Genomic DNA, 24,580 nt, shown 5'->3' with positions numbered 1-24,580 from the left:
GCGGGCGGGCCTGGCGCAGCAGGGCGGCGGGCGGGCGGGCAGGGGAGGGTTTGTAGGCCATGGAAGTGCGCAGGTGGTGACAAGACCGACAGTCTAACAGATGCCCTTGCGCTGGCCTCTTCACGGGAACACCGTGCCATCTCAAGATCGGCGCCGTACCTGTAGGAGCCGGCTTTGCCGGCGAAAGGGCCCGCACAGGCACCGGCAGGGCTTGGATATTGATGCAAGTCATTCTCGATACGTTTCATCTTCCCGCACCTTGAACTTGCGCGAAAAGCCCCTATGTTAGTCAGGCCCCCTAAAAGCGCTGTGCCAGCATCGTGGAAATCCACCACTTTCCTCACCATCGTTTCCGGGTAGAATGCTCGTTCGCATGCGGCCTCAGGGCTGCACGGGCGACTCATGGGGCCGCCCTCCATCCCTACGTGTGGAAGATCCTGCCGATATGTTTGCGCCTTTGTTAAAAAAACTTTTTGGAAGCAAGAACGAGCGTGAAATCAAACGCATGCTCAAGACGGTAAGCGCCGTCAATGCTCTCGAAGAGAAGATGGTGGCCCTCTCCGACGAGCAGCTGCGGGGCAAGACCGCAGAGTTCAAGGAGCGCCTGGCCAAAGGCGAATCACTGGACCAGCTGTTGCCTGAAGCCTTCGCCGTGGCCCGTGAGGCCGGCAAGCGCGTGATGGGCATGCGCCACTTCGATGTCCAGCTGATCGGCGGCATGACCCTGCACGAAGGCATGATCGCAGAAATGCGCACCGGTGAAGGCAAGACCTTGGTCGGTACCCTGGCCGTTTATCTGAACGCGCTGTCCGGCAAGGGCGTGCACGTGGTCACGGTGAACGACTACCTGGCCCGCCGCGACGCCAACTGGATGCGTCCGCTCTACGAGTTCCTCGGCTTGACCGTGGGCATCGTCTCGGCCTTCCAGCCGCCTGAAGAGAAGCGCGCCGCCTACGCCGCCGACATCACCTACGGCACCAACAACGAATTCGGTTTCGACTACCTGCGCGACAACATGGCGTTCAGCCAGGACGAGAAGTTCCAGCGCGAGCTCAACTTCTCGGTGATCGACGAAGTCGACTCCATTCTCATCGACGAAGCGCGCACCCCGCTGATCATCTCCGGCCAGGCCGAGGACAGCTCCAAGCTGTACATCGAGATCAACCGCCTGATCCCGCGCCTGACGCAACACATCGAGGAAGTCGAAGGCCAGGTAACTCAAGAAGGCCACTACACCATCGACGAGAAGAGCCGCCAAGTCGAACTGAACGAGGCCGGCCACCAGTTCATCGAGGACATGCTGACGCAGTCGGGCCTGCTGGCCGAAGGCGAGAGCCTGTACTCGGCACACAACCTGGGCCTGCTGACCCACGTCTACGCCGGCCTGCGCGCGCACAAGCTGTTCCACCGCAATGTCGAATACATCGTCCAGGACGGCCAGATCCTCCTGATCGACGAGCACACCGGCCGTACCATGCCGGGCCGCCGCCTGTCCGAAGGCCTGCACCAGGCCATCGAGGCGAAGGAAAACCTGAACATCCAGGCCGAAAGCCAGACCCTGGCCTCGACCACCTTCCAGAACTACTTCCGTCTCTACACCAAGCTGTCGGGCATGACCGGTACCGCCGACACCGAGGCGTTCGAGTTCGCCCAGATCTACAACCTCAACGTGATGGTCATCCCACCGAACAAGCCGTTGGCCCGCAAGGACTTCAACGACCTGGTGTACCTGACCGCCGACGAGAAGTACGCGGCGATCATCACCGACATCAAGGAAAGCATGGCCCTGGGCCGCCCAGTGCTGGTCGGTACCGCGACCATCGAAACCTCCGAGCACATGTCCAACCTGCTCAAGAAGGAAGGGATCGACCACAAGGTACTGAACGCCAAGTACCACGAGAAGGAAGCCGAGATCATCGCCCAGGCCGGTGCCCCGGGCGCGCTGACCATCGCCACCAACATGGCCGGCCGTGGTACCGACATCCTGCTGGGCGGTAACTGGGAAGCTGAAGTGGCAGCCCTGGACAATCCGACCCCCGAGCAGATCGCGCAGATCAAGGCCGACTGGCAGAAACGTCACCAGCAGGTGCTGGAGGCCGGTGGCCTGCACGTGATCGCTTCCGAGCGCCACGAGTCCCGCCGCATCGACAACCAATTGCGTGGCCGTGCCGGCCGTCAGGGCGATGCTGGCTCCAGCCGCTTCTACCTGTCGCTGGAAGACAGCCTGATGCGTATCTTCGCCTCCGACCGGGTGAAGAACTTCATGAAGGCACTGGGCATGCAGTCCGGCGAGGCGATCGAGCACCGCATGGTGACCAACGCCATCGAAAAGGCGCAGCGCAAGGTCGAAGGCCGCAACTTCGACATTCGTAAACAGCTGCTCGAATACGATGACGTGGCCAACGAACAGCGCAAGGTGATCTACCACATGCGCAACAGCCTGCTGGCGGCCCAGAACATCGGCGACACCATCGGCGAGTTCCGCCAGGAAGTGCTCGACGCCACCATCAGCCAGCACATCCCGCCGCAATCGCTGCCTGAACAGTGGGACGTGGCAGGCCTGGAAGCCTCGCTGGCCAGCGACTTCGCCATGAAACTGCCGATCCAGCAGTGGCTCGACGAGGACGATCACCTCTACGAGGAGACCCTGCGCGAGAAGCTGATCAAGGAAATCACCGACGCCTACAACGAGAAGGAAGATCAGGCTGGCGAGGACGCGCTGCGTACCTTCGAGAAGCAGATCCTGCTGCGTGTGCTGGACGACCTGTGGAAAGACCACCTGTCGACCATGGACCACCTGCGCCACGGTATCCACCTGCGCGGCTATGCGCAGAAGAACCCGAAGCAGGAGTACAAGCGCGAGTCCTTCACCCTGTTCCAGGAATTGCTGGAGTCGATCAAGCGCGACACCATCCGCGTGCTGTCGCACGTCCAGGTTCGCCGCGAGGACCCGGCGGAAGAAGAAGCCCGTCTGCGCCGCGAAGCCGAGGAGCTGGCCAGCCGCATGCAGTTCCAGCACGCCGCCGCTCCAGGCATGGAGAGCGACCTGCAGGCCAGCGAGGAGGGCGCCGAAGTCGCCGTCGCCACGGCGCCTGTGCGCAATGACCAGAAGCTGGGCCGCAACGAGCCGTGCTGGTGCGGTTCGGGCAAGAAGTTCAAGCATTGCCACGGTCAGATCGAATGATCTGACTGCACTGTTGGCTTGAAAACCCCGGGCTGCTTTGCAGCCCATCGCGGCACAAGGCCGCTCCTACAGGTTCCGCACCAGGATCTGTAGGAGCGGCCTTGTGCCGCGAAAGGGCCGCAAAGCGGCCCGCTTAAATTCCCCGCGAAATTTCTAGGAGCGCTCTAATGGCTGTTGGTCTTGGTCCCCTGCCCACCCTGCACCCGGTTCCCGGTTTCGAACTCGGTATCGCCTCGGCGGGCATCAAGCGCCCTGGGCGCAAGGATGTGGTGGTGATGCGCTGTGCCGAAGGCTCCAGCGTGGCTGGCGTGTTCACCCTGAATGCCTTCTGCGCCGCCCCGGTGATCCTCTCCAAGCAGCGCGTGCAGGGCACCGTGCGCTACCTGCTGACCAACACCGGCAATGCCAACGCCGGCACCGGCGCGCCAGGCCTGGCCGCGGCCGAGCGCACCTGCGCCAAGCTGGCCGAGCTGGCTGGCGTACCTGCTGAGTCCGTACTGCCATTCTCCACCGGTGTGATCGGCGAGCCGCTGCCGGTCGAGAAGATCGAAGGCGCGCTGCAGGCCGCCCTGGACAACCTGTCCGAGAACCACTGGGCCGAAGCCGCCACCGGCATCATGACCACCGACACCCTGCCCAAGGGCGCCAGCCGTCAGTTCCAGTTCGACGGCAAGACCATCACGGTCACCGGCATCAGCAAGGGCGCGGGCATGATTCGCCCGAACATGGCGACCATGCTGGGCTACATCGCCACCGACGCCAAGGTCGCACCGGCGGTGCTGAAAGACCTGATGCTGGACGGCGCCAACAAGTCGTTCAACCGCATCACCATCGATGGCGACACCTCGACCAACGACTGCTGCATGCTGATCGCCACCGGCAAGGCCGATGTACCTGAGGTTACCGAGGCCAGCGGCGCGCTGTTCGAGGCGCTGAAGAATGCGGTGTTCGAGGTGTGCATGGACGTGGCCCAGGCCATCGTCCGTGACGGTGAAGGCGCGACCAAGTTCGTCACCGTGCAGGTCAACGGCGGTGGCAATCACCAGGAATGCCTGGACGTCGGCTACGCCGTGGCGCACTCGCCGCTGATCAAGACCGCGCTGTTCGCCTCCGACCCCAACTGGGGCCGCATTCTGGCCGCAGTCGGCCGTGCGGGCGTCCCGGCGCTGGATGTCAGCCTGATCGACGTGTACCTGGACAACGTCTGCATCGCCAGCCAGGGCGGCCGCAGCCCGAGCTACACCGAGGCGCAGGGTTCGGCGGTGATGGCCCAGGAAGAGATCACCATTCGCATCGAGCTGGGCCGCGGCCAGTGCAGCGAAACCATCTGGACCACAGACCTGTCCCACGAATACGTGAAGATCAACGCCGAATACCGTACTTGATTCACCGGCCTGTTCGCCGGCCAGCCGGTTCCTGCAGAGTGGCGCGATGCCCGTAGGAGCCGGCTTGCCGGCGAAGGCTGCGCAGCAGCCCCTCGTATCCGAACCTGATGGAGCAGCTTCATGAGCTACCACCTGATCATCGGCGACAAGTTGTATTCCTCCTGGTCGCTACGCGGCGCCCTGGCCCTCGAGTTGGCCGGCGCCCCCTACGAAGAAACCCTGGTCAAGCTCAACCAGCCAGACACCCGCCAGCGCCTCCTCGCGTTCTCGGCGACTGGCAAGGTGCCCTTGCTCAAGACCGAGCACGGCGTGATCGCCGACTCGCTGGCCATTGCCGAATTTCTCAACGAGCAGCACCCCGAGGCCAGGCTCTGGCCCGAGGACGTTGCCGCCCGTGCCCAGGCCCGTTCGGCTTGCGCGCAGATGCACAGCGGCTTCTTCGCCTTGCGCGGCGCAATGCCTTTCGACCTGTCCCGCGACCAGGCGCTGGATGAGGTGCCACTGGACGTGCAGGTCGATATCGATCGCATCGTCGCCTTGTGGAACGAATGCCGCCTGGTGGCCAAGGACAGCGGCCCGTTCCTGTTCGGCCGGCCAACCCTCGCCGATGCCTTCTTCGCCCCGGTGGCCGTGCGCCTGCGCACCTACCGTGTCGAAGTACCGGCCGCGGCGGCCACCTACATCGAAACCATCTACCAGTGGCCTGCGTTCCAGGCTTGGCAGAAAGCTGGCCTGGCGGAGCGTGAAGGGTGAAACGGATTCATGTGGTTGCCGCGGTCATTCGCGGCACTGACGGCCGTATCCTGATCGCCCGTCGCGCCGACACGCAACACCAGGGCGGCTTGTGGGAGTTTCCGGGTGGCAAGGTCGAGGACGGCGAGGGCATCGAGGCGGCGTTGGCCCGCGAGTTGCGCGAGGAGCTGGGTATCGAGGTCACGCGTTCGCGGCCGTTGATCAAGGTCAGCCACGACTATCCGGACAAGCAAGTGCTGCTGGATGTGCGTGAAGTCGACGCCTTCACCGGAGAACCTCATGGTGCCGAAGGCCAGCCGCTGGCCTGGGTGGCGCCGCGTGACCTGGGCCAGTACGCGTTCCCCGAGGCCAACAAGCCCATCGTCGCCGCGGCGCGCCTGCCTGATCAGTACCTGATCACGCCGGATGGCCTGGAGGTGCCGCAGTTGCTCAAGGGTATCCAGAAGGCGGTGGCCAGCGGGATCAGGCTGATCCAGCTGCGCGCCCCCGACATGTACGACCCCAAGTACCGCGATATCGCGGTGGACGCGGTCGGGCTGTGCGCGGGCAAGGCACAACTGATGCTCAAGGGGCCGTTGGAGTGGCTGGGCGATTTCCCGTCGGCGGGCTGGCACCTGACCGCCGCGCAGCTGCGCAAGTATGCCGCGAAAGGGCGGCCGTTCCCGAAAGAACGCTGGCTGGCGGCGTCCTGCCACAACGCCGAGGAACTGGCACTGGCCGAGCAGATGGGGGTGGACTTCGTCACCCTGTCACCGGTGCAGGCGACCCAGACCCATCCCGATGCCATGCCGCTGGGGTGGGATGAGGCGCAGCGGCTGATCACCGGGATCAGCCATCCTGTGTACCTGCTGGGCGGTGTCGGGCCAGGTGAGCGAGAGCGGGCATGGGAAGTCGGAGCACAAGGCGTTGCGGGGATCCGGGCTTTCTGGCCTGAGGCTTGAATGGGCTGTTCGCCGGCAAGCCGGCTCCTACGGGCATGTGCAATCCCTGTAGGAGCCGGCTTGCCGGCGAAGCTGTTCAGGCTTGTGGTTTTCCAGCGGGTTGCCACAACACTTCGGCCACCCCCTGGCGTCGCCCGATGATCCGTGCCGCCACGAACAACAGGTCCGACAGCCGGTTGATATACGCCAACCCGACGCCCTCCATCGGTTCCACGGCATTCAACTGCTGGCAGCGTCGTTCAGCGGCCCGCGCCTGGCTGCGGCACACATGGGCCTGGGCCACCAGCGCCGAACCACTGGGCAGGATGAAGTTCTTCAGCGGCCCCAGTTCTTCGTTCCATGTATCGATGGCCGCTTCCAGCCGTTCGACTTCCGCGTCATTCAATGCCTGATAACTGGGCATCGCCAGCTCGCCCCCAAGGTCGAACAAGCGGTGCTGACAGGGCGCCAGTACCTCGAACACCTCAGCCAGCCCGGCGTCGGACAGCCCCGCCAGCAGCACCCCGAGCTGGCTGTTGAGGCTGTCCACCTCGCCGATCGCCTCGATGCGGGGATGGTCCTTGGGCACCCGGCGGCCATCGCCCAGCCCTGTTTCACCTTTGTCCCCGGTACGGGTGTAGATCTTCGACAGGCGGTAGCCCATGTCATGCCTCCGTCTTGCTGGCGGCCGGCTGGCCGAGGGGCAGGCGCAGGGTGAAGCAGGTGCCCTGGCCGGGCGTGGACTGCACCTCCATCTGCCCCTTGTGGTTGTTGGTGATGATGAAGTACGAGACCGAGAGCCCCAGGCCTGTGCCCTGGCCGATCTCCTTGGTGGTGAAGAAGGGTTCGAAGGTGCGCTTGCGCACCGCCTCGGGCATGCCGATGCCGTTGTCCTCGACCTGGATCTCCGCCCACGGCGGGTTGAGCCGGGTGCGCAGGATGATCCGCCCGGGCTCGCTGGGTTGCGGGCGCTGGTGGATGGCCTGGGCGGCGTTCTTCAGCAGGTTGAGCAGCACCTGCTCGAGCTCGTTGGCGGTGCAGGGCACCGGCCCGAGCGTCGGGTCGAACTGGCGGACGATGGCCTGGCCCTTGAAGTCGAAACCGATGGTCAGGTCGAAGTCGTTGCCGGCGATCTCCACCGCCTGGTCGATCAGCGCCGGCAGCTCGCAGGGCACCAGCTGGCGGTTGCTGCGGCGGCTGAAGCTGAGCATGTGGGTGACGATCTTCGCCGCCCGCGCACCGGCCTGCTGGATGCCGTCGAGCAGTTGCGGCACTTCGCGGCTGTCCAGGTAGCGGTTCACGCTTGGCAGGTCGATGCCCAGTTCGGCGGCCTGTTCCTGGTTGCGTGCAAGTTCCGGTGACAGGCGCCTGCGGATGTTCTGCACGTTGTGCAGGATCGCCCCCAGCGGGTTGTTGATCTCGTGGGCCATGCCTGCGGCCAGCCCGCCGACCGAGAGCATCTTCTCCGACTGCACCATCATTTCTTCCAGGGACAGGCGCTGGGTGATGTCGTCGATACGGATCACCACGCCGCGCCCACCACCGCCGGTCAACGGGTAGAAGGTCAGGGCGTAGTGGCGCAGGTCGTCGTCCTTGGGCCAGGTGATTCGTTCGATCTTCGCCACCCGGTGTTTCTCCACGCTCTCCTTCAGTTGCGGCAGGAACGGCTTGAGGGGCTCGAAGGCGAGGAAGATCGGCTGGTTCAGCGCTTCGTCCAGGGGCGTGCCGGAAAGCACCGTGGCCTCATGGTTCCACTGGGTGACATAGAGCTGCTCGTCGAGGGCGATCAGCGCCGAGGGCATGGAGTCGATGATGCTGTTGAGGTAGTTCTGGAAGCCCGTGAGCTTTTTCTCGATCTTGCTGCGCACCTGGACTTCCAGCTCCAGCTTGCGGTTGGTGTGGCGGGTTTCCTCGGCCAGGCCCTGGGCCTGGTCGTAGGCAGACTGGAACTCGTCACGGGTGCGCTTGAGCTGCTGCTCGCGGGCTTCGATGCGCGAGAGCATGGTGTTGAATGCCTCGGCCAGGCTGCCGATCTCGTCGTCATTGCCGCGCTTGGCGCGCAGGGCGTAGCTCTCTTCGCGGGTGACCTGGCGCGTCAGCTCCTCGAGGCGGTTGATCGGCAGGGTGATCAGGCGCTTGATCTGGCGGGCGATGACCAGCCACAGCAGCACGCTGAACACCAGGATGGCCAGGCTGGCCGACAGGGTGCCGGTATAGAACGCGGTGGGCAGTTCGCTGCTGGCCACCAGCAGCAGGTGCGCGGGTGGGCCGCCATCGCGGGGCAGGCGGATCAGCTGGGTGCTGCGAAACTCCATGAGCCGCCAGCCGTCGATATTGCGAAAGCGCTTGGGCAGGGTGAGCGTGTCGCCGTGCTGAAGCTGTGCAAGCAGGCGGCCATCGCTGGCGTAGATGGCCGCGGCGCGCAGCTGCGAGTAGCTGTCGAGCTCCTTGAGCAGTGCATTGGCGGTGTCGGGCGAGTCCCCGGCCTGCGAAGACAACTGCGGGTTGGACACCAGCTTGCCGATGGTCTGCAGGGCCTGGGGCGCCATGCTGTCCTGGGTGATCCAGTAGGCGGCGCTGATGAACGCCAGGTTGGCCACCAGCAGGATGGTGACCAGCAGCACCAGCAAGGCCGCCAGCAGTTTCTGCCCGACCGGCAGGTTGTCCAGGCGTTGGCGCAAGGTCATGGGCAAGGCGGTTTCCATCTCCGTTGGGTGGGGGGCATCAGGCGCTGGGCAGGCCGCGAGCCTTCAGGCTATCGACCAGGCGCTGGTGCAGGTGTTCCAGCCGGGGTACGGCCGCGCCATGGCGCTCAGCGGCGCGGCAGGCATGACCAAGCAGGTAGTGGACTTCGGTGCGCCGGCCATGGTGGACGTCCTGGTACATGGAAGAGTAGTTGGCCGCCGTGGCGAGGATGACCCGTTGCACTTCCTCGTGCAGGTCATCGGCGGCCTTGGGCTGACCGCAGCGGCGCAGCAGTTCGGCCAGCTCGTCGCACAGCTGGTCGACTTCGGCCAGGTGGCCGAGCAGGCCGCCGTTCTGGCAGTCGTGCAGCACGGTGAGCGGGTTGATCGCGCAGTTGAGCGCAAGCTTGCGCCACAGGCGGGGGAGGATGTCGACGCTCCACTCGGCCGGGATCCCGGCATCGCCCAGGTCACCCCACCAACCCGGTGTGGCGGGGTTGCCGGGGTCGCCCAGCCAGTTGAAACCCTGGCCGGCAAAACGCACCTGCCAGTCGCTTTCACGGAATGCACCCTCGGTGCTCGAGGCGAAGATGCAACGGGCATGGGGTACCTGGTCGGCCACCTCGTCCTGGCTGCCCAGGCCATTCTGCAACAGCACGACGTGCGCGCCATCGGCCAGGCGCGGGGCCAGGCGTGCCACGGCGGGTGCGGCGTCGTAGGCCTTGCAGGCGACCAGCAGGCGATGGATCGGGCCAGGCGCATCGCCGGTTTCGGCGGGAATCGCGTAATGGCTGGCGTGATCCTGCTCGATCAGGGTCAGCCCGCCTGCGGCTTGATAGGCGGCCAGGCGCTGCGGATCGCGCAGGACCAGGCGGACCGCCTTGCCGGCGCGGGCCAGGCGGCAGGCCCAGAGGCTGCCGAGGCTACCGGCGCCGAGAATGTGCCAGGTGCTGCTCATCTGCGTTTCGCAACCCGTTATAATGAGTCCGCATTTTAACCATCAAACCCGACGCGCTCCATCTTCAGACGAGCGCGCTTTCTTTTCTGGAGAACACCCATGCCTTCGTTCGACGTGGTATCGGAACTGGACAAGCACGAAGTGCAGAACGCTGTCGACAACGCCATCAAGGACCTCGATCGCCGCTATGACCTCAAAGGCAAAGGTACCTTCGAGTTCAAGGACAAGGAACAGACCGTGCTGCTGACCGCCGAGGAGGAGTTCCAGCTCGAAGCGATGCTGGAAATCCTGCGCCTGGCGCTGGTCAAGCGCAAGATCGACGTCAAGTGCCTGGAAACCAAGGACCCCTACGCCTCGGGCAAGGAAAAGAAGCAGGAAGCCAAGTTCCGTGAAGGCATCGACAAGGACCTGGCCAAGAAGATCGTCGCCACCATCAAGGATGGCAAGCTCAAGGTACAGGCTGCCATCCAGGGCGAGCAGGTGCGCGTGACCGGCAAGAAGCGTGACGACCTGCAGGAAGCCATCGCCCTGCTGCGTACCAAGGAATTCGACATGCCGCTGCAGTTCAACAACTTCCGCGACTGATCGCGCGCCGGCCCGGAACCTTGATGGCGTAGTGATGTCCATCGGGGCCCGGGCCGCTTTCGTTTCGCGGCCTGCTTCATTGTGTACGTGCCGCTCGGCATCAGGAGAAAAATATGGATTTGAACGCTGAAGTCGATCAGTTGGTCCGTCAATCGCAGACTTGGATTCCCTTGATCATGGAGTACGGCAGCCGCCTTCTGCTGGCGCTGCTGACCCTGGCCATCGGCTGGTGGATCATCAACAAGCTCAGCGCCCGCCTGGGCAAGCTGGTCGGCCTGCGTGCCGACGCGGCGTTGCAGGGGTTCATCAGCACGCTGTCGAATATCGCGCTGAAAGTGATGCTGGTGATCAGCGTGGCCTCGATGATCGGCATCGAGACGACGTCGTTCGTAGCGGCGATTGGTGGTGCCACCCTGGCCATCGGCCTGGCCCTGCAAGGCAGCCTGGCGAACTTCGCGGGTGGGGTGCTGATTCTCATGTTCCGCCCGTTCCGTATCGGCGACTGGATCGAGGCCCAGGGTATCGCGGGCACCGTGGACAGCATCCAGATCTTCCACACAGTGGTACGCACCGGTGACAACAAGACCGTGATCCTGCCCAACGGCAGCCTGTCCAACGGCATCATCACCAACACCAACCGCCAGCCGACCCGCAAGGTTGTGTTCGATGTGGGTGTCGACTATGACGCCGACTTGCAGAAGGCGCGCAACGTACTGCTGGAGCTGGCCCAGGACCCGCGAGTCCTGCAGGACCCGGCACCGCAGGCGGTGGTTTCGACGCTGGGCGACAGTTCCATCACCGTGTCTCTGCGCATTTGGGTCAAGACCCCGGATTACTGGGATGTGCTGTTCATGCTCAATGAGCATGCCCGTGACCGGCTCAAGGCCGAAGGCATCGACATTCCGTTCCCGCAGCGGGTGATTCGCGTGGTGCAGGAAACCGCTGTCCAGTAACACCGCGTCGTTTTCCATCGCGGGGCAAGCCCGCTCCTACCGACATCGTGGGAGCGGGCTTGCCCCGCGCTGCTTTTCAGGCCATTACATTTGTTCACAGCCAACCGCCCGCCATATCTGGCATATACCCTGACTCCACTGTTCACACCCGATAGCCATCATGAAACCTTTGCTGTACATCACCCCCCTGCGCGCCTTGCTGTTCGGCCTGACCCTGGCGCTGTTCGAATTGCTGACCTACCTGGCCAGCGACGCGGTCATGCCCGCCATGCCGGTGGTGGTCGACGACCTCAAGGCCAGTCCCCAATACATCCCTCACGCCCTGAACCTGTACCTGCTGGGCGGCGTGGTCCTGCAATGGCTGATCGGGCCGCTGTCCGACCGCTTCGGCCGACGGCCCTTGCTGTTGTCAGGGTGCGTGTTCTTCGGCGTGGCCTGCCTGGCGACTTTCTGGGCGGACGATATCGGCCTGTTCAACTTGCTGCGCCTGCTGCAGGGCATCGGCCTGGGCTTCGTGGTCACGGTCAGCTACCCGGCGTTGAACGAGGCGTTCAGCGAGGCCGACGCGGTGCGCATGATGGCCCTGCTGGCCAACATCGCCCTGCTGTCACCGCTGCTGGGGCCGTTGGTCGGTACCTTGCTGCTGGAGTGGCTGGACTGGCGCTGGCTGTTCGTCGCGTTTGCCGCAGGCGCGGTGGTGTGCTGGGTGCTGCTGTACCGGCTGATGCCTGAAACCCTGGGGGTGGAGCGCCGCGACGGCTCGCGCCTGCCGTTCACGCCGATCCACCTGCTGCCCTTGCTGGCCGGTTACGGCCAACTGCTGACCAACCGCCGTTTCGTCGCCGGCAGCGCGGCGCTGGGGCTGGTGGGCTTGCCGCTGATCGGCTGGATCGGCCTGTCGCCGGTGCTGCTGATCACCGACGAGGGCCTGAGCAGGATGGCGTACGCCTTGTGGCAGCTGCCGGTGTTCGGCGGGCTGATCCTGGGCAACCTGATCATCAACCGCATTGCCGATCGCTATCCACTGCCTGCACTGGTGCGTGGGGCGCTCCTGCCTTACCTGGCGGGCCTCGGCCTGATGCTCCTGGCAACCTGGCTCTGGCCGACGGTGCCCAGCGTGGTAGCCGGGATGTCGCTGTATGCCCTCGGCCTGGGCGTGGCCAACGCGGTGCTGTACCGCATGACGCTGTTCTCCAGCGAACAGAGCAAGGGCCTGGTGTCGGCGATGCTGGGGATGATCACCATCGCCTTGCTGGGGCTGGGCGGCGCGGTGCTGGCGATGCTGGGGGCGGGGGGCAGCCTGATGCACTTTGCCGTGGCGGCCGCCATTGCAGGCGCACTGGCCTTGTGGCCGTTGTGGTTCGTGGTCGGTGGGCGCTCTGGGGAAGGGGCCGTCGCTCAGTAAACCCGAGGACCACACTGAATCTTGTAGGAGCGGCCTTGTGCCGCGAATGGGCCGCATAGCGGCCCCAGTAATCTGAGCTCCACATGACCGTTGCCGGGGGCGCGTTGCGCCCTTTTCGCGGCACAAGGCCGCTCCTACAGGTCAGCTTTGCTCAGCTGCGGGGCTCTGCGCCGGTGCCTGCTTTCCCCGCCCGATCTCCTGGCGCCAGTGCAAGGCGATCAGCACCAGCGTCGGTACGCCCAGCAGGGCGGTGATCAGGAAGAAATCGTGATAGCCGAACTTCTCCACCATCACCCCTGAATAGCCGCCGATCAGGCGCGGCAACAGCAGCATGATCGAGCTGAGCAGGGCGTATTGCGTGGCCGAGAACTTAAGGTTGGTCAGGCTCGACAAGTAGGCAACGAACGCCGAGGTGGCCAGCCCGGAGCTGAAGTTGTCCAGCGAGATGGTCACCACCAGCATTTCCAGGTTCGGGCCCATGTCGGCGAGCATCAGGAACAGGATGTTGGTGGCCGCCGAGGCCGCGCCGCCGATGAACAGGATCGGCAGGATACCGAAGCGCACGATCAGCAGGCCGCCGGCGCCGGCGCCGACCAGGGTCATGATCAGGCCGAAGATCTTGCTGACGCTGGCGATCTGGTCCTTGGTGAAGCCCATGTCGATGTAGAACACATTGGCCATCACCCCCATCACCGTGTCGGACATGCGGTAGGTGGCGATCAGCCCGAGCAGCAGCAGGGCCTGCCAACGGTAACGGGTGATGAAGTCGTTGACCGGCGTGAGCACCGGCGCCAGGCCGCGACGGCCCATCGACGACAGGCACAGCCAGGTCAGCAGTGCGTAGAGGATCAGGCGCAGGAAGGCGCGGTCCTCGAGCAGCAGGTCGAGCATGGACGCATCGCCGAACACTACGCTGGCCCAGTCGGTGTTGTACATCTGGGTGAAACTGGCGGGTACCGAGACCAGCAGGATGATCAGCACGAACACCGACACCAGCTGGTGCATCAGCCCGTAGCGCGCGGCCGACAGTTGGGTGCGCAGCGGCACCGGTGGCTCGCGCATCACCAGGGTGGTGAACAGCGCGGGCAGCATCAGCACGCCGAACAGCACGTAGGTGCCGGTCCAGGCCTGGTGCAGGTAGCTGAAGCCCGTGGAACCGAACCATTCGGCGAAGAACAGCGCACCGGCGGTGGCCAGCAGCGCGGCAACCCGGTAGCCAGCCATGTAGCTGGCGGCGAGGGCGGCCTGACGTTGGTCGTCGGCAATCTCCAGGCGGTAGGCGTCGACGGCGATGTCCTGGGTGGCCGAGGCGAATGCCACCAGCACGGCGAGGGCGATCAGCCACGACAGGTGCTTTTGCGGGTCGCAGAAGCCCATGCCGATCAAACCCACTACCACCAGACCTTGCGACAGCAGCAGCCAGGATCGACGTCGGCCCATGCCACCCAGCAGCGGCAGGCGCCACTGGTCGAGCAGGGGCGACCACACCCATTTGAACGCATAGGCCAGGCCGATCAGGCTGGCGTAGCCGATGGTCTCGCGGGCCACTCCCGCCTCGCGCAACCACACCGACAGCGTCGAGAACACCAGCATGTACGGCAGGCCGGCGGCGAATCCGAGCAGCAAAAGCACCAAGGTTGACGGGCTGGCATAGGCAGCGAGCGCAGCGCGCCAGGTTTTACGGGGCATGGGCCAACATCTGCCTCAAGTTAGCGAAAACAAAGCGCGCACTCTAACCGCTGTGCTCCATCGGGCGCCAGCCATGGCGCGCCATATCCACACGATTATTGGTCAGGTTGACGCCTTCTGCGCGCAATCGGGCGCGTTGTTCGTCGCCCGATGGCGTGCCCAGGGCCAGGCTCAACCGCCCGCCAGCGCCAAGCACCCGATGCCAGGGCAAGCGGGTGTCGGCGGGTAGTTGCCCGAGGGTGCGGCCGACCCAGCGCGCCGCGCGGCCAAGCCCCGCCAGTTCGGCGAGTTGGCCATAGCTGACCACCTTGCCCGGTGGGACTTGCCCCAGCACCGAGTACAGGGCCGTTCGTCGGGCCTCGGCATTGTCGTGGCCGAGGGGTGTGTCGCTGGCCATCAGACGACTCCTGACCTGTGGATGAAAACGGATGAGCGGCGGTGGGTAATGGGAATTGAACTCGTCGGCATGACCTTGGTCTGTCCTTGCTCAAGTCGTGTCAATCCGGATAATGCCCGGCTTTTTTCGCCAAATCGAACCTGTAGTCCGCTTATGTATTCTAGAACCCTGCTGTGCCTCATCGCCGCCTCCCTCTGCGCCCCGGCGCTCGCCGACACCGTATGGATGAAGAACGGAGACCGGCTCAGCGGTAAGATCAAGGTCTTCGACGGCGGCAAGCTGTTGCTGGAAACCCCCTATGGTGGCTCGATCGCCCTGGACTGGAAGCAGGTCAAGACGCTGGAGAGCGATCAGGAACTGCTGGTCAAGCAGGACGCCTACAACGGCGAGAAAGCCAAGTCGCTCAAGGCCGCGGAGGCTGGCAAGGTGACACTGGCCAACGGCGAGGCGCCCAAGACCGTCGAACTGGCCAGCATCGAGCAGATCATGAAACCCCGGCCGCTGGTCGAGGATTTCCTGTGGAAAGGCAATGTCGACGTGGCGATGGATTACAAGCGCGCCGAAACCAACAGCGACGACTACGACGTCAGCTTCAAGACCACCGCCCGTCATGGTCGCTGGCGGCACAATGCCGAAGGCGAATACAACCGCGAGACCAAGGACGAGGTCACCACGACCAACAACTGGAGCGCCGAGTACGCCCTGGACCGCTTCATCACCGAAAAGTGGTTCTGGCAAGGGCGCCTGGAGTACAAGCGTGACCAGATCGAGGACCTCGCTCGCCAGCGCACCGTCGGTACTGGCCCGGGTTATCAGTTCTGGGACGATGAACTGGGCGCGTTCTCCCTGGGTTCGCTGATCAACCGCACCGATTTCGAATACCGCGACGGTGGCAAGGATAACTTCTATTCCGCCGCCGTGAAGTGGGATTACAACCGCTACCTGATCGGCAAGCGGGTCGAGTTCTTCACCAATGGCGAGTTCGGCAAGCCGCTGGGCGGCGTTGCCGACTTCTCGCTGGATGCCGAGATGGGCCTGCGCTACAAGGTCACCGAATGGGCCTCGCTCAACCTCAAGGCCGAGAAGGACCTGATCAAGGGCACGCGCGACAGTGACCTGGACAAGACGCGCTATACCGCAGGATTCGGCGTAACCTGGTAGTCCACTCCCATTGATCTGGCACGACGCCTGTAGGAGCGGCTTCAGCCGCGATCACCCGTGAAGCGGGTGCCATCACCGCGTTGCCTGCATCGCGGCTGAAGCCGCTCCTACAAACAGCCCCAGCTCCAGTGGCAGGGGAGGGTGATAATGCTTATCTTGTCATCCATCGAATCACTGCCAGGAGCCCAAGCCAGTGAGTACCAACGCCCTCCGCCCCGCCCGGGAACTGCTGCTCAAGGAATACCGCGGCGTGCTCTCGACCCACTCCAAATCCATGCCCGGCTACCCCTTCGGTTCTGTGGTCCCGTACTGCCTGGATGCAGAGGGGCATCCGCTGATCCTCATCAGCCGTATCGCCCAGCACACCCATAACTTGCAGAAAGACCCCAAGTGCTCGCTGCTGGTGGGGGAGCGTGACGCCGAGGATGTCCAGGCGGTCGGCCGCCTGACGGTCATGGCCGAGGCGCACAAGCTGACCGGCGAGGCGGCCATTGAAGCGGCGGCGGCCCGCTACTATCGGTACTTCCCGGAGTCGGCGAACTACCACAAGGCCCACGATTTCGATTTCTGGGTGCTGCAGCCCGTGCGTCACCGCTACATCGGCGGCTTCGGTGCGATCCACTGGCTTGATCAGGTCACCCTGGCCAACCCCTTCGCCGGCAAGTCCGAAGCGAGCATGATCGAACATATGAACAGCGATCACGCCAATGCCATTGCCCACTACGTCGAGCTGACCGACCTGCCTCGCACGGCGTCGGCGGAAATGGTCGGCATCGACAGCGAAGGCATGCACCTGCGTATCGGCCAGGGCGTTTACTGGCTGGCCTTCCCAAGCACCTGCAACACTCCGACACAAGTGCGCGAAGCCCTGGTATTGCTGGCTCGCGCCGACCAATGGCCGGTAGCGGCGGCAGTCGAGGGTTGAAAAGGGCAGGGCACGCATCCATCTGAAGCTCTTACAGGAAGATTCTCTTCCGTAGAGGAATGCTTGATGCGTGCTTTTCTATTGCTGTTTCTGATTTTTCCGGTGCTGGAGCTGTTCGTCTTCGTCAAGGTCAGCGCCGCCATCGGTTTCTTCCCGGCGTTGTTGCTGATCATCGCCGGTTCCGCCCTGGGTGTGCTGGTGATGCGCGTGGCTGGCCTGGCCACCGCCCTGCGTGCCCGTGAAAGCCTGCAGCGTGGCGAACTGCCCGCCGAGGACATGTTCCAGGGCCTGATGCTGGCTGTCGGTGGTGGCCTGCTGCTGCTGCCGGGCTTCATCAGCGACGTGCTGGGTGTGTTGTGCCTGTTGCCGTTCACCCGCCGCCTGGTGGCCGGCAAGCTGCGCCGCCGTGCCGAAGAGCAAACCTTGCGCCAGCGCGCGTTCCAGGATGACCCGTTCCAGGCCCAGCCGCGTGACGGCGGCCACCGCCCGAACGTGATCGAGGGCGAGTACGAGCGTCGCGACAAGTAGCCCGCAATCGCACCTTCAAAAAATTTTACATTCGAAGCCTTGTAATTGATTTCACTGGCCTCATGTAGTGGTCACCGCAAGGTTTCCGGTGAGTTCACCGGGCATGACACACAGGGTTCGCGGAATGCGGGCCCTGACCGGCAACGCCGGACCGAATCAACCCGCCGGTGCTGACACCGGCCGATGAAAACCACAATTTGGGAGAGATCGACAATGAAGCTTCGTCCTCTGCATGACCGCGTCGTCATCCGTCGCAGCGAAGAAGAATCGAAAACCGCTGGCGGTATCGTCCTGCCGGGTTCGGCCGCTGAAAAACCAAACCGCGGCGAAGTCGTCGCTGTTGGCGCCGGTCGCATCCTGGACAACGGTGAAGTACGCGCGCTGGCCGTGAAAGTGGGTGACAAAGTGGTTTTCGGCCCTTACTCGGGCAGCAACACCGTGAAAGTCGATGGCGAAGACCTGCTGGTCATGGCCGAGAACGAAATCCTGGCCGTCATCGAAGGCTGATTTCCCCCCCGACTTCCCGTTATTCCAAAGAATTCCAAGGATTAAACGATCATGGCTGCTAAAGACGTAAAATTCGGCGATTCCGCCCGTAAGAAAATGCTGGTTGGTGTCAACGTTCTGGCTGACGCGGTAAAAGCGACCCTGGGCCCGAAAGGCCGTAACGTGGTCCTGGCCAAGAGCTTCGGCGCGCCGACCATCACCAAGGACGGCGTTTCCGTCGCCAAAGAGATCGAGCTGAAAGACGCCTTCGAAAACATGGGCGCCCAGTTGGTCAAGGAAGTTGCATCCAAGGCCAACGACGCTGCCGGTGACGGCACCACCACCGCCACCGTCCTGGCCCAGGCCATCGTCAACGAAGGCCTGAAAGCCGTCGCTGCCGGCATGAACCCGATGGACCTGAAGCGCGGCATCGACAAGGCCACCGCCGCCGTTGTCGCCGAGCTGAAGAACCTGTCCAAGCCATGCGCCGACTCCAAGGCCATCGCCCAGGTAGGCACCATCTCCGCCAACTCCGACAACTCCATCGGTGAAATCATCGCCGAAGCCATGGAAAAAGTCGGTAAAGAAGGCGTGATCACCGTTGAAGAAGGCTCGGGCCTGGAAAACGAACTGTCCGTCGTAGAGGGCATGCAGTTCGACCGCGGCTACCTGTCGCCGTACTTCGTCAACAAGCCGGACACCATGGTTGCCGAGCTGGAAGGCCCGCTGCTGCTGCTGGTCGACAAGAAGATCTCCAACATCCGCGAACTGCTGCCAGTTCTGGAAGCCGTTGCCAAAGCCGGCCGTCCGCTGCTGATCGTTGCCGAAGACGTCGAAGGCGAAGCCCTGGCGACCCTGGTCGTGAACAACATGCGCGGCATCGTCAAGGTTGCAGCGGTCAAGGCACCTGGCTTCGGCGACCGCCGCAAGGCCATGCTGCAGGACATCGCCACCCTGACCGGCGGCCAGGTCATCTCCGAAGAAATCGGCCTGTCCCTGGAAACCGCCACCCTGGAGCACCTGGGTAACGCCAAGCGCGTCATCCTGTCCAAGGAAAACACCACCATCATCGACGGCGCTGGCGCCGACGGCGACATCGAAGCACGCGTCAAGCAGATCCGTGCCCAGATCGAAGAAACCTCTTCGGACTACGACCGTGAGAAGCTGCAAGAGCGTCTGGCCAAACTGGCTGGCGGTGTTGCCGTGATCAAGGTCGGTGCTGGCACCGAAGTCGAGATGAAAGAGAAGAAAGCCCGCGTTGAAGACGCCCTGCACGCCACCCGCGCAGCCGTCGAAGAAGGCGTGGTGCCTGGCGGCGGTGTGGCCCTGGTTCGCGCCCTAGCTGCCATCGTTGACCTCAAAGGCGACAACGAAGACCAGAACGTCGGTATCGCCCTGCTGCGTCGCGCTGTCGAAGCCCCGCTGCGCCAGATCACTGCCAACGCCGGCGACGAGCCAAGCGTTGTCGCTGACAAGGTCAAGCAAGGTTCGGGTAACTTCGGTTACAACGCCGCTACCGGCGAGTACGGCGACATGATCGAGATGGGCATCCTGGACCCCGCCAAGGTCACCCGTTCGGCCCTGCAAGCCGCAGCGTCGATCGGCGGTCTGATGATCACCACCGAAGCCATGGTTGCCGACCTGCCGGAAGACAAGCCAGCTGCTGGCATGCCTGACATGGGCGGCATGGGTGGCATGGGCGGCATGATGTAAGCCAGCCTTACCCCCTGCTACAAAAAAAGCCCCGCCTAGTGCGGGGCTTTTTGTTGACGTCCAATCCATCGCGGATGAATCCGCGCTTGTAGGAGCGGATTCATCCGCGATCAGGCGACGCTGTTCGTGGCGCTGCCGCAACCGCCACACCCCGGCGATACAGCACCAGGTAATACGACCCCAACCCGATCAACCAGCAGAACACCGCCGTCCACACGTTGTGTGACAAGAAGTGCGCCCCCTGCATCATCCGCCCGAGCGACAGCACCGAGCCGGCCACGAACGCCAGCGCCAGGGCCGCCCGTGCCAGGCGCGGACGGCGGTCGCGCAGCATGAAGAACAGGCCGAACAGGCAGAACCCGGTCGCTGCATGACCACCCGGCCAGCACAGCCCGGGTTTGTCGGTGGGCGGGCGCGGTTCCAGCAGCTTGCTGTAGGTTTCCTTGCCTCCGTACTGGGTCAGGCTCCAGGGGCACTGCACCTGGGTCACCTTCTTCAAGGGCGTGACAAAGGCCGTCGACAGCCCCAACGCCAGCACCAGGCAGCCCAGTTCACGGCGCCAGCCGAACAGCCGCTTGCAGAAGAAGCTCGCGGCGAACCCCGCCACGGCGATCAGCCCGAAGGCGATTACCCCTTGCTTGACGCGGTCGTGCAGCACGGTTTCCAGCAGATAGCTGTGACGGCCGATGAATTCACCGGCGGCCTGGTCGAAGAACAAGTCGGCCACGTCCAGGTCCAGCGACGTCCATTCGAGCAGGATCAGCGCCACGGCGGTGATGAAAGGGATGCCCAGGTACAGCCACGGGTTGATCGGGCGAGGGCGGAGGGTTTCCGGCATGACAGCTCCAGAGGACTGAAAAAGACCGGGCATTGTCGGGCGCCCGCTATCCTGTGTCCGTGAAGGATCAGTGAAAAATCTGTCAAGTTCGGCGATTTCTCCTCGGGGCTGGTACGACGCGGGCGATGGCCTTAAGCTGCGCCTGCCGCGCCGCGAGCGAAGCGCCGCACAGGAGACCCCGATGCGCATTCTTTTGGTTGAAGACAACCGCGATATCCTGGCCAACCTGGCCGACTACCTCGGTATGAAGGGCTATACCGTCGACTGTGCCCAGGACGGTCTTTCCGGCCTGCACCTGGCCGCCACCGAACACTACGACCTGATCGTGCTCGACATCATGCTCCCCGGCATCGATGGCTACACGCTGTGCAAGCGCCTGCGCGAGGATGCGCGCCGTGATACCCCGGTGATCATGCTCACTGCCCGCGACCAGCTGGACGACCGCCTGCAAGGGTTCCGCTCCGGCGCCGACGATTATCTGCTCAAGCCGTTCGCCCTGTCCGAGCTGGCCGCGCGCATCGAAGCCGTGCTGCGCCGTGCCCAGGGTGGCGGTCGGCGTACGTTGCAGGTCGCCGACCTGAGCTACGACCTCGACACGCTGGAGGTCACGCGCCAGGGCCGCCTGCTCAAGCTCAACCCGGTTGGCCTGAAGCTGCTGGCCGTGCTGATGCAGAAGAGCCCTCACGTGTTGCGCCGCGAAGTGCTGGAGGAAGCCCTGTGGGGCGATGACTGCCCGGACAGCGACAGCCTGCGCAGCCATGTCCACCAACTGCGCCAGGTGATCGACAAACCGTTCGAGAAAGCCCTGCTGCATACCGTCCATGGCGTCGGCTATCGCCTCGCCGAGGGCCGCGATGGAGTTTAAGCAGAGCCTTGCCCAGCGCATCATCATCGCCTTTGCCTTGATGAGCGCGCTGGTGGCCGGGGCGTTCGCTTTCGGTATCGTTGCCACTGTCCACCTGGTTGAAGAGCGGTTGATCTCGTCGGTGCTCGGCGGCGACTTGCAGCGCCTGCTGCGCATGGACAGCGTCAGCGACTGGAGCCACCGGCCGCGCCCGGACCAGTTGTTCTACTTCAGCGGCGGGCGCGATGACTTCGAGCTGCCCAAGGACTTGCGGCACCTCGATGCGGGCTTCCATGAAGTGTTCCGCGACCAGTTGTCGTACCACGCCATGGTCGAAATCGTCGATGGTCGCCGTTATGTACTGCTGCAGGACCAGAGCGATTTCGAGGAGCGCGAGCGGGTGCTGTTCGCGGTGGTGGTGGTCGGCTTCGTGCTCAGCCTGGCACTGGCGGTGATCCTCGGTTGGTTGTTGGCCCGCCGGGTGATGGCGCCGGTGATCCGGCTGGCCCGTCAGGTCCGCCATCGTGATCAGTTGCTCGGGTTGGCGCCACCCTTGGCGCCGGACTATGCCGCCGATGAGGTCGGTCAACTGGCGGTGGCGTTCGATGACACCCTGGGGCGCCTGCGCGATGCGTTGACCCGCGAGCGGCTGTTCACCAGTGATGTCAGCCATGAACTGCGCACACCGCTGATGGTGCTGGCCACCTCCTGTGAACTGTTGATGGAGAACCCGAACCTGGACAGCCGTTCACGCAGCCAGGTCGAGCGAATCGCACGGGCCACGGAAGAGATGCGCGAACTGGTCAAGACCTTCCTCATGCTTGCCCGTGCCCAGCGTGATGAAGGGGCGGTGGCATCCCGTGCGACCCTGCGGGAAGTCGCCGATGACCTGACCGGCGTATGGCGCGACACCATCGAGCAGAAGGGCCTGGCGCTGCACTACGAGGGTCGGGCCGGCGCCAGCCAGGTGTTGTACAACGCCACGTTCCTGCAATCGGTGATGGGTAACCTGTTGCGCAACGCCGCCCACTACACCGACAGTGGCTACATTCGACTGAGCCTCGAGCCCGCAGGATTCAGTGTCGAGGACAGTGGTGTGGGGATTCCCGAGGAACAGCGCGAAGCGATGTTCCGGCCGTTCGTGCGGGGTGACGAGCGTCGCGGCGAGGGGTTGGGGTTGGGCCTGTCACTGGTTCAACGCATCTGCGATGACCAGGGCTGGCGGGTCACCCTGACGACGACGCTACCCCATGGCTGCCGTTTCCAGGTGGACCTGAGCCAGGGGAAAACGGCGAATCTGGAGATGGATGGCGGCGAACAGGCATCGATCGCCGATTAACTTCTTGTAACATCTACGTTTCGCACTGACAGATTTTTCACATCTGCATGACCTGACGCCAACGCTTGCCTACCTAAGGTGGGCGCATTGGAGTCAGGAGATGCCCCATGCGAAGCCCTATCAAACTCGAATTTTCCGACAAATACGACCGGGACCATGCCCAGGAATATTTCCGCAAGCACCAGGCTGGTTTGGCTCGTCGTTTGTCGCACCAGCGTGATGAGCAACTGGCCCGTCGTGCCTTGACCCTTGCCGGGGAGCCTGGGCTGGTCCTGGACCTGCCTTGCGGTGCCGGGCGCTTCTGGCCTTTGCTGGCGGAAAAGCCCAACCGCGTGATCATCGGGGCCGACAATTCTGCGGCGATGATCGAGACAGCGTGTGCGGCGCAACCGCCAGAGGTGGTGGCACGGGTACGGCCTTTGCAGACATCGGCTTTCGCTATTGATCTGCCGGACAATTCGGTGGACAGCATCTTCTGCATGCGCTTGTTCCACCATATCGGCGATCCGGTTCATCGGCAGACTATTCTTTCGGAATTTCAACGAGTTAGCCGCGATAGCGTAATCTTGTCGCTGTGGGTGGATGGTAACTTCAAGGCATGGCGGCGTCGAAAGCTGGAAGCACGGCGTAGCCAGCGGGCGGAGCAGGACAGCTACCAGAACCGTTTTGTGTTACCAGCGGCTACAGTAGAAGAAGAATTTGTTTCAGCTGGATTCAGAATTCAGGAACGACTCGACTTCCTGCCGTTCTATGCCATGTGGCGAGTGTACGTATTGCGCAAAGGGTAGGTATTGATGGCAGTGGCCCAGAGAGAGACCAGGCAGTTCGATTATTACTGGCAGCAGCAAGGGGAGTGGGTCGAGGAGCCCAACCAGCGGCGTGGCGGCGAGAGTGGTGTGCAGCGGTTGTCCACGGAAGGTGGGCAGACGCTCTATGCCAAGCGTCAGGTCGGCCATATCTACCGTAGCCTGCTGCACCCGTTCGGTCGGCCCACGGTCTTGCGCGAGCTCGACGCACTGAACAGTTTCGAGCAACTGGGTGTACGCGTGCCGCGGATCGTCTACGCCGGCGCCGAGCGTGATGCCGATCATCAGTGGCGCGCCCTGCTGGTCAGTGAAGCGCTGGATGGCTTCGTCGAGCTTGACGCCTGGCATGCCAGCGGCGCTCGCGAGCGGTATCCGCAAGCGGTGCATGAGCGCATGCTCAAGGACCTGGCCGACAACCTGGCGCGCATGCACCTGGGGCATTGGCAGCATGGCTGCCTGTACGGCAAGCATGTGTTCGTGAAGGTGATCGGCGAGGGTGAACAGGCCCGTGTCGAGGTTGCGCTGCTCGACCTCGAGAAGTGCCGGCGGCGTATCCGCTGCCAGCGTGCGGCGTACAACGACTTGCGTCAGCTACGTCGCCATTCGTCGTTGAACGAGGCGGAGTGGCGCAGCCTGCTCTATTTTTACCAGATGGCGTTTGGCAGCGCTGTCAAAGGGTTAGAGCAATGAAACTAGAAATCGCTCGAGCTTTGTTTTTCATCGGGGCGCTGGGGGTCACCACGGCGGCCGCGGCTGCCTGGGAGCAACCCAGGCCGATGGTGTTCAGCAAGGCCGAGGTAGGTGGCGCTTGTCCGTTGCCGCGGACGGCGGTCAAGCCCGGGCAGGCTCGGGTCGAGCCGGACCATGATTTGTTGTTGTTTCTGTTTGGGATGAGGCAGGGGTTGCGGCCTTTCGGTTGAGGTCCTGACGAATGCGGGCGTCAGAATTTTCAGGATGTTCGACGCAAGCGTTGCAACGCTTGTGAGATCGAGCGCCGCTCGTGCGGCGCATCGCGGATGAATCCGCT

General features: G+C 63.7%; 23 protein-coding genes. 17 read left to right on the top strand and 6 right to left on the bottom strand.

Annotated features, from left to right (window positions below; genetic code table 11):
- Nucleotides 1–445 precede the first annotated feature (445 nt).
- From secA to P5705_RS02645, 4 genes are all read left to right on the top strand, one after another.
- Complete coding sequence (gene secA / locus P5705_RS02660; RefSeq protein WP_277459459.1) at nt 446–3,184, top strand: preprotein translocase subunit SecA; 2,739 nt, start codon at nt 446–448, stop codon at nt 3,182–3,184.
- A gap of 167 nt (nt 3,185–3,351) precedes the next feature.
- On the top strand, nt 3,352–4,569 hold the full coding sequence (argJ, locus tag P5705_RS02655; RefSeq protein WP_277459458.1) for a bifunctional glutamate N-acetyltransferase/amino-acid acetyltransferase ArgJ: 1,218 nt from the start codon (nt 3,352–3,354) through the stop codon (nt 4,567–4,569).
- A 120-nt stretch (nt 4,570–4,689) separates the two neighbouring features.
- A complete protein-coding gene (locus P5705_RS02650; protein ID WP_277459457.1) occupies nt 4,690–5,322 on the top strand; it encodes a glutathione S-transferase family protein in 633 nt (210 codons plus the stop codon).
- The gene (locus tag P5705_RS02645; protein WP_277459456.1) at nt 5,319–6,263 is read left to right on the top strand and encodes a Nudix family hydrolase; all 945 of its coding nucleotides are present in this window, start codon (nt 5,319–5,321) and stop codon (nt 6,261–6,263) included. The genes P5705_RS02650 and P5705_RS02645 overlap by 4 nt, the downstream gene beginning before the upstream one ends.
- 76 nt (nt 6,264–6,339) lie before the next feature.
- Here the strand turns inward: P5705_RS02645 and P5705_RS02640 are convergent, their stop codons facing one another.
- Genes P5705_RS02640 through P5705_RS02630 form a run of 3 tightly spaced genes read right to left on the bottom strand, consistent with a single transcriptional unit; the run spans nt 6,340 to nt 9,884 of the window.
- On the bottom strand, nt 6,340–6,906 hold the full coding sequence (locus P5705_RS02640) for a cob(I)yrinic acid a,c-diamide adenosyltransferase (protein ID WP_277459455.1): 567 nt from the start codon (nt 6,904–6,906) through the stop codon (nt 6,340–6,342).
- A gap of 1 nt (nt 6,907) precedes the next feature.
- Entirely contained in the window at nt 6,908–8,929 is a 2,022-nt protein-coding gene (locus P5705_RS02635; protein WP_277459454.1) for an ATP-binding protein, read from the bottom strand.
- A 37-nt stretch (nt 8,930–8,966) separates the two neighbouring features.
- On the bottom strand, nt 8,967–9,884 hold the full coding sequence (locus P5705_RS02630; protein WP_277459453.1) for a putative 2-dehydropantoate 2-reductase: 918 nt from the start codon (nt 9,882–9,884) through the stop codon (nt 8,967–8,969).
- Nucleotides 9,885–9,983: 99 nt separating this feature from the next.
- On the opposite strand from P5705_RS02630, the gene P5705_RS02625 reads away from it, so the two are divergent.
- The 3 genes from P5705_RS02625 to P5705_RS02615 all read left to right on the top strand — a co-directional run bounded on the left by P5705_RS02625 (nt 9,984) and on the right by P5705_RS02615 (nt 12,827).
- The gene (locus P5705_RS02625; protein ID WP_011535522.1) at nt 9,984–10,469 is read left to right on the top strand and encodes a YajQ family cyclic di-GMP-binding protein; all 486 of its coding nucleotides are present in this window, start codon (nt 9,984–9,986) and stop codon (nt 10,467–10,469) included.
- Nucleotides 10,470–10,582: 113 nt separating this feature from the next.
- Complete coding sequence (locus P5705_RS02620; RefSeq protein ID WP_277459451.1) at nt 10,583–11,422, top strand: mechanosensitive ion channel family protein; 840 nt, start codon at nt 10,583–10,585, stop codon at nt 11,420–11,422.
- Between the two features lie 160 nt (nt 11,423–11,582).
- The gene (locus P5705_RS02615; protein ID WP_277459450.1) at nt 11,583–12,827 is read left to right on the top strand and encodes an MFS transporter; all 1,245 of its coding nucleotides are present in this window, start codon (nt 11,583–11,585) and stop codon (nt 12,825–12,827) included.
- 141 nt (nt 12,828–12,968) lie between these two features.
- On the opposite strand, the gene P5705_RS02610 is transcribed toward P5705_RS02615, so the two are convergent.
- Both P5705_RS02610 and P5705_RS02605 read right to left on the bottom strand, forming a co-directional pair.
- On the bottom strand, nt 12,969–14,516 hold the full coding sequence (locus P5705_RS02610) for an AmpG family muropeptide MFS transporter (RefSeq protein ID WP_277459449.1): 1,548 nt from the start codon (nt 14,514–14,516) through the stop codon (nt 12,969–12,971).
- Nucleotides 14,517–14,559: 43 nt separating this feature from the next.
- A complete protein-coding gene (locus tag P5705_RS02605; protein ID WP_277459448.1) occupies nt 14,560–14,913 on the bottom strand; it encodes an MGMT family protein in 354 nt (117 codons plus the stop codon).
- Between the two features lie 153 nt (nt 14,914–15,066).
- On the opposite strand from P5705_RS02605, the gene P5705_RS02600 reads away from it, so the two are divergent.
- From P5705_RS02600 to groL, 5 genes are all read left to right on the top strand, one after another.
- The gene (locus P5705_RS02600; protein ID WP_277459447.1) at nt 15,067–16,074 is read left to right on the top strand and encodes a DUF481 domain-containing protein; all 1,008 of its coding nucleotides are present in this window, start codon (nt 15,067–15,069) and stop codon (nt 16,072–16,074) included.
- Between the two features lie 193 nt (nt 16,075–16,267).
- Nucleotides 16,268–16,999, top strand: a complete 732-nt coding sequence (locus P5705_RS02595; RefSeq protein WP_277459446.1) for a HugZ family protein — start codon at nt 16,268–16,270, stop codon at nt 16,997–16,999.
- A gap of 66 nt (nt 17,000–17,065) precedes the next feature.
- Nucleotides 17,066–17,527 carry an FxsA family protein gene (locus P5705_RS02590; protein WP_011535515.1) on the top strand — a complete coding sequence of 154 codons (462 nt, stop codon included), beginning with the start codon at nt 17,066–17,068 and terminating at the stop codon, nt 17,525–17,527.
- A gap of 213 nt (nt 17,528–17,740) precedes the next feature.
- Nucleotides 17,741–18,034 carry a co-chaperone GroES gene (locus P5705_RS02585; RefSeq protein ID WP_016395539.1) on the top strand — a complete coding sequence of 98 codons (294 nt, stop codon included), beginning with the start codon at nt 17,741–17,743 and terminating at the stop codon, nt 18,032–18,034.
- Between the two features lie 51 nt (nt 18,035–18,085).
- Nucleotides 18,086–19,726 (top strand): chaperonin GroEL, encoded by a 1,641-nt coding sequence (gene groL, locus P5705_RS02580; RefSeq protein ID WP_277459445.1) that lies wholly within the window; start codon nt 18,086–18,088, stop codon nt 19,724–19,726.
- A 100-nt stretch (nt 19,727–19,826) separates the two neighbouring features.
- Here the strand turns inward: groL and P5705_RS02575 are convergent, their stop codons facing one another.
- The gene (locus P5705_RS02575) at nt 19,827–20,564 is read right to left on the bottom strand and encodes a phosphatase PAP2 family protein (RefSeq protein ID WP_277459444.1); all 738 of its coding nucleotides are present in this window, start codon (nt 20,562–20,564) and stop codon (nt 19,827–19,829) included.
- Nucleotides 20,565–20,745: 181 nt separating this feature from the next.
- Between P5705_RS02575 and colR the strand changes: the two genes are divergently transcribed.
- From colR to P5705_RS02550, 5 genes are all read left to right on the top strand, one after another.
- On the top strand, nt 20,746–21,429 hold the full coding sequence (colR, locus tag P5705_RS02570) for a two-component system response regulator ColR (protein ID WP_213658201.1): 684 nt from the start codon (nt 20,746–20,748) through the stop codon (nt 21,427–21,429).
- The gene (locus P5705_RS02565) at nt 21,419–22,747 is read left to right on the top strand and encodes a sensor histidine kinase (protein ID WP_277459442.1); all 1,329 of its coding nucleotides are present in this window, start codon (nt 21,419–21,421) and stop codon (nt 22,745–22,747) included. Before colR ends, P5705_RS02565 begins: the two co-directional genes overlap by 11 nt.
- Nucleotides 22,748–22,854: 107 nt before the next feature.
- A complete protein-coding gene (locus tag P5705_RS02560; RefSeq protein WP_277459441.1) occupies nt 22,855–23,535 on the top strand; it encodes a class I SAM-dependent methyltransferase in 681 nt (226 codons plus the stop codon).
- Nucleotides 23,536–23,541: 6 nt separating this feature from the next.
- Nucleotides 23,542–24,243, top strand: a complete 702-nt coding sequence (locus tag P5705_RS02555) for a lipopolysaccharide kinase InaA family protein (protein WP_277459440.1) — start codon at nt 23,542–23,544, stop codon at nt 24,241–24,243.
- Nucleotides 24,240–24,473, top strand: coding sequence for a hypothetical protein (locus P5705_RS02550; protein ID WP_277459439.1), 234 nt, complete (start codon nt 24,240–24,242; stop codon nt 24,471–24,473). Before P5705_RS02555 ends, P5705_RS02550 begins: the two co-directional genes overlap by 4 nt.
- Nucleotides 24,474–24,580: the final 107 nt, after the last annotated feature.

Origin of the sequence: Pseudomonas entomophila, assembly GCF_029478665.1 — a bacterium.
GTDB lineage: Bacteria > Pseudomonadota > Gammaproteobacteria > Pseudomonadales > Pseudomonadaceae > Aquipseudomonas > Aquipseudomonas entomophila_F.
Note: the sequence above shows the minus strand (reverse complement) of the source record. Positions and strands in the feature narration are given on the sequence as shown.

Bases quoted from the DNA above. Each gene is read 5' to 3' on its own strand.
- P5705_RS02625 (WP_011535522.1), top strand. From the start codon at position 9,984: ATGCCTTCGTTCGACGTGGTATCGGAACTGGACAAGCACGAAGTGCAG.
- colR (WP_213658201.1), top strand. From the start codon at position 20,746: ATGCGCATTCTTTTGGTTGAAGACAACCGCGATATCCTGGCCAACCTG.
- secA (WP_277459459.1), top strand. From the start codon at position 446: ATGTTTGCGCCTTTGTTAAAAAAACTTTTTGGAAGCAAGAACGAGCGT.
- P5705_RS02550 (WP_277459439.1), top strand. From the start codon at position 24,240: ATGAAACTAGAAATCGCTCGAGCTTTGTTTTTCATCGGGGCGCTGGGG.
- P5705_RS02640 (WP_277459455.1), bottom strand. From the start codon at position 6,906: ATGGGCTACCGCCTGTCGAAGATCTACACCCGTACCGGGGACAAAGGT.
- P5705_RS02555 (WP_277459440.1), top strand. From the start codon at position 23,542: ATGGCAGTGGCCCAGAGAGAGACCAGGCAGTTCGATTATTACTGGCAG.
- P5705_RS02605 (WP_277459448.1), bottom strand. From the start codon at position 14,913: ATGGCCAGCGACACACCCCTCGGCCACGACAATGCCGAGGCCCGACGA.
- P5705_RS02620 (WP_277459451.1), top strand. From the start codon at position 10,583: ATGGATTTGAACGCTGAAGTCGATCAGTTGGTCCGTCAATCGCAGACT.
- P5705_RS02635 (WP_277459454.1), bottom strand. From the start codon at position 8,929: ATGACCTTGCGCCAACGCCTGGACAACCTGCCGGTCGGGCAGAAACTG.
- P5705_RS02650 (WP_277459457.1), top strand. From the start codon at position 4,690: ATGAGCTACCACCTGATCATCGGCGACAAGTTGTATTCCTCCTGGTCG.
- P5705_RS02610 (WP_277459449.1), bottom strand. From the start codon at position 14,516: ATGCCCCGTAAAACCTGGCGCGCTGCGCTCGCTGCCTATGCCAGCCCG.
- P5705_RS02585 (WP_016395539.1), top strand. From the start codon at position 17,741: ATGAAGCTTCGTCCTCTGCATGACCGCGTCGTCATCCGTCGCAGCGAA.
- P5705_RS02565 (WP_277459442.1), top strand. From the start codon at position 21,419: ATGGAGTTTAAGCAGAGCCTTGCCCAGCGCATCATCATCGCCTTTGCC.
- groL (WP_277459445.1), top strand. From the start codon at position 18,086: ATGGCTGCTAAAGACGTAAAATTCGGCGATTCCGCCCGTAAGAAAATG.
- P5705_RS02590 (WP_011535515.1), top strand. From the start codon at position 17,066: ATGCGTGCTTTTCTATTGCTGTTTCTGATTTTTCCGGTGCTGGAGCTG.
- P5705_RS02575 (WP_277459444.1), bottom strand. From the start codon at position 20,564: ATGCCGGAAACCCTCCGCCCTCGCCCGATCAACCCGTGGCTGTACCTG.
- argJ (WP_277459458.1), top strand. From the start codon at position 3,352: ATGGCTGTTGGTCTTGGTCCCCTGCCCACCCTGCACCCGGTTCCCGGT.
- P5705_RS02615 (WP_277459450.1), top strand. From the start codon at position 11,583: ATGAAACCTTTGCTGTACATCACCCCCCTGCGCGCCTTGCTGTTCGGC.
- P5705_RS02600 (WP_277459447.1), top strand. From the start codon at position 15,067: ATGTATTCTAGAACCCTGCTGTGCCTCATCGCCGCCTCCCTCTGCGCC.
- P5705_RS02560 (WP_277459441.1), top strand. From the start codon at position 22,855: ATGCGAAGCCCTATCAAACTCGAATTTTCCGACAAATACGACCGGGAC.
- P5705_RS02630 (WP_277459453.1), bottom strand. From the start codon at position 9,884: ATGAGCAGCACCTGGCACATTCTCGGCGCCGGTAGCCTCGGCAGCCTC.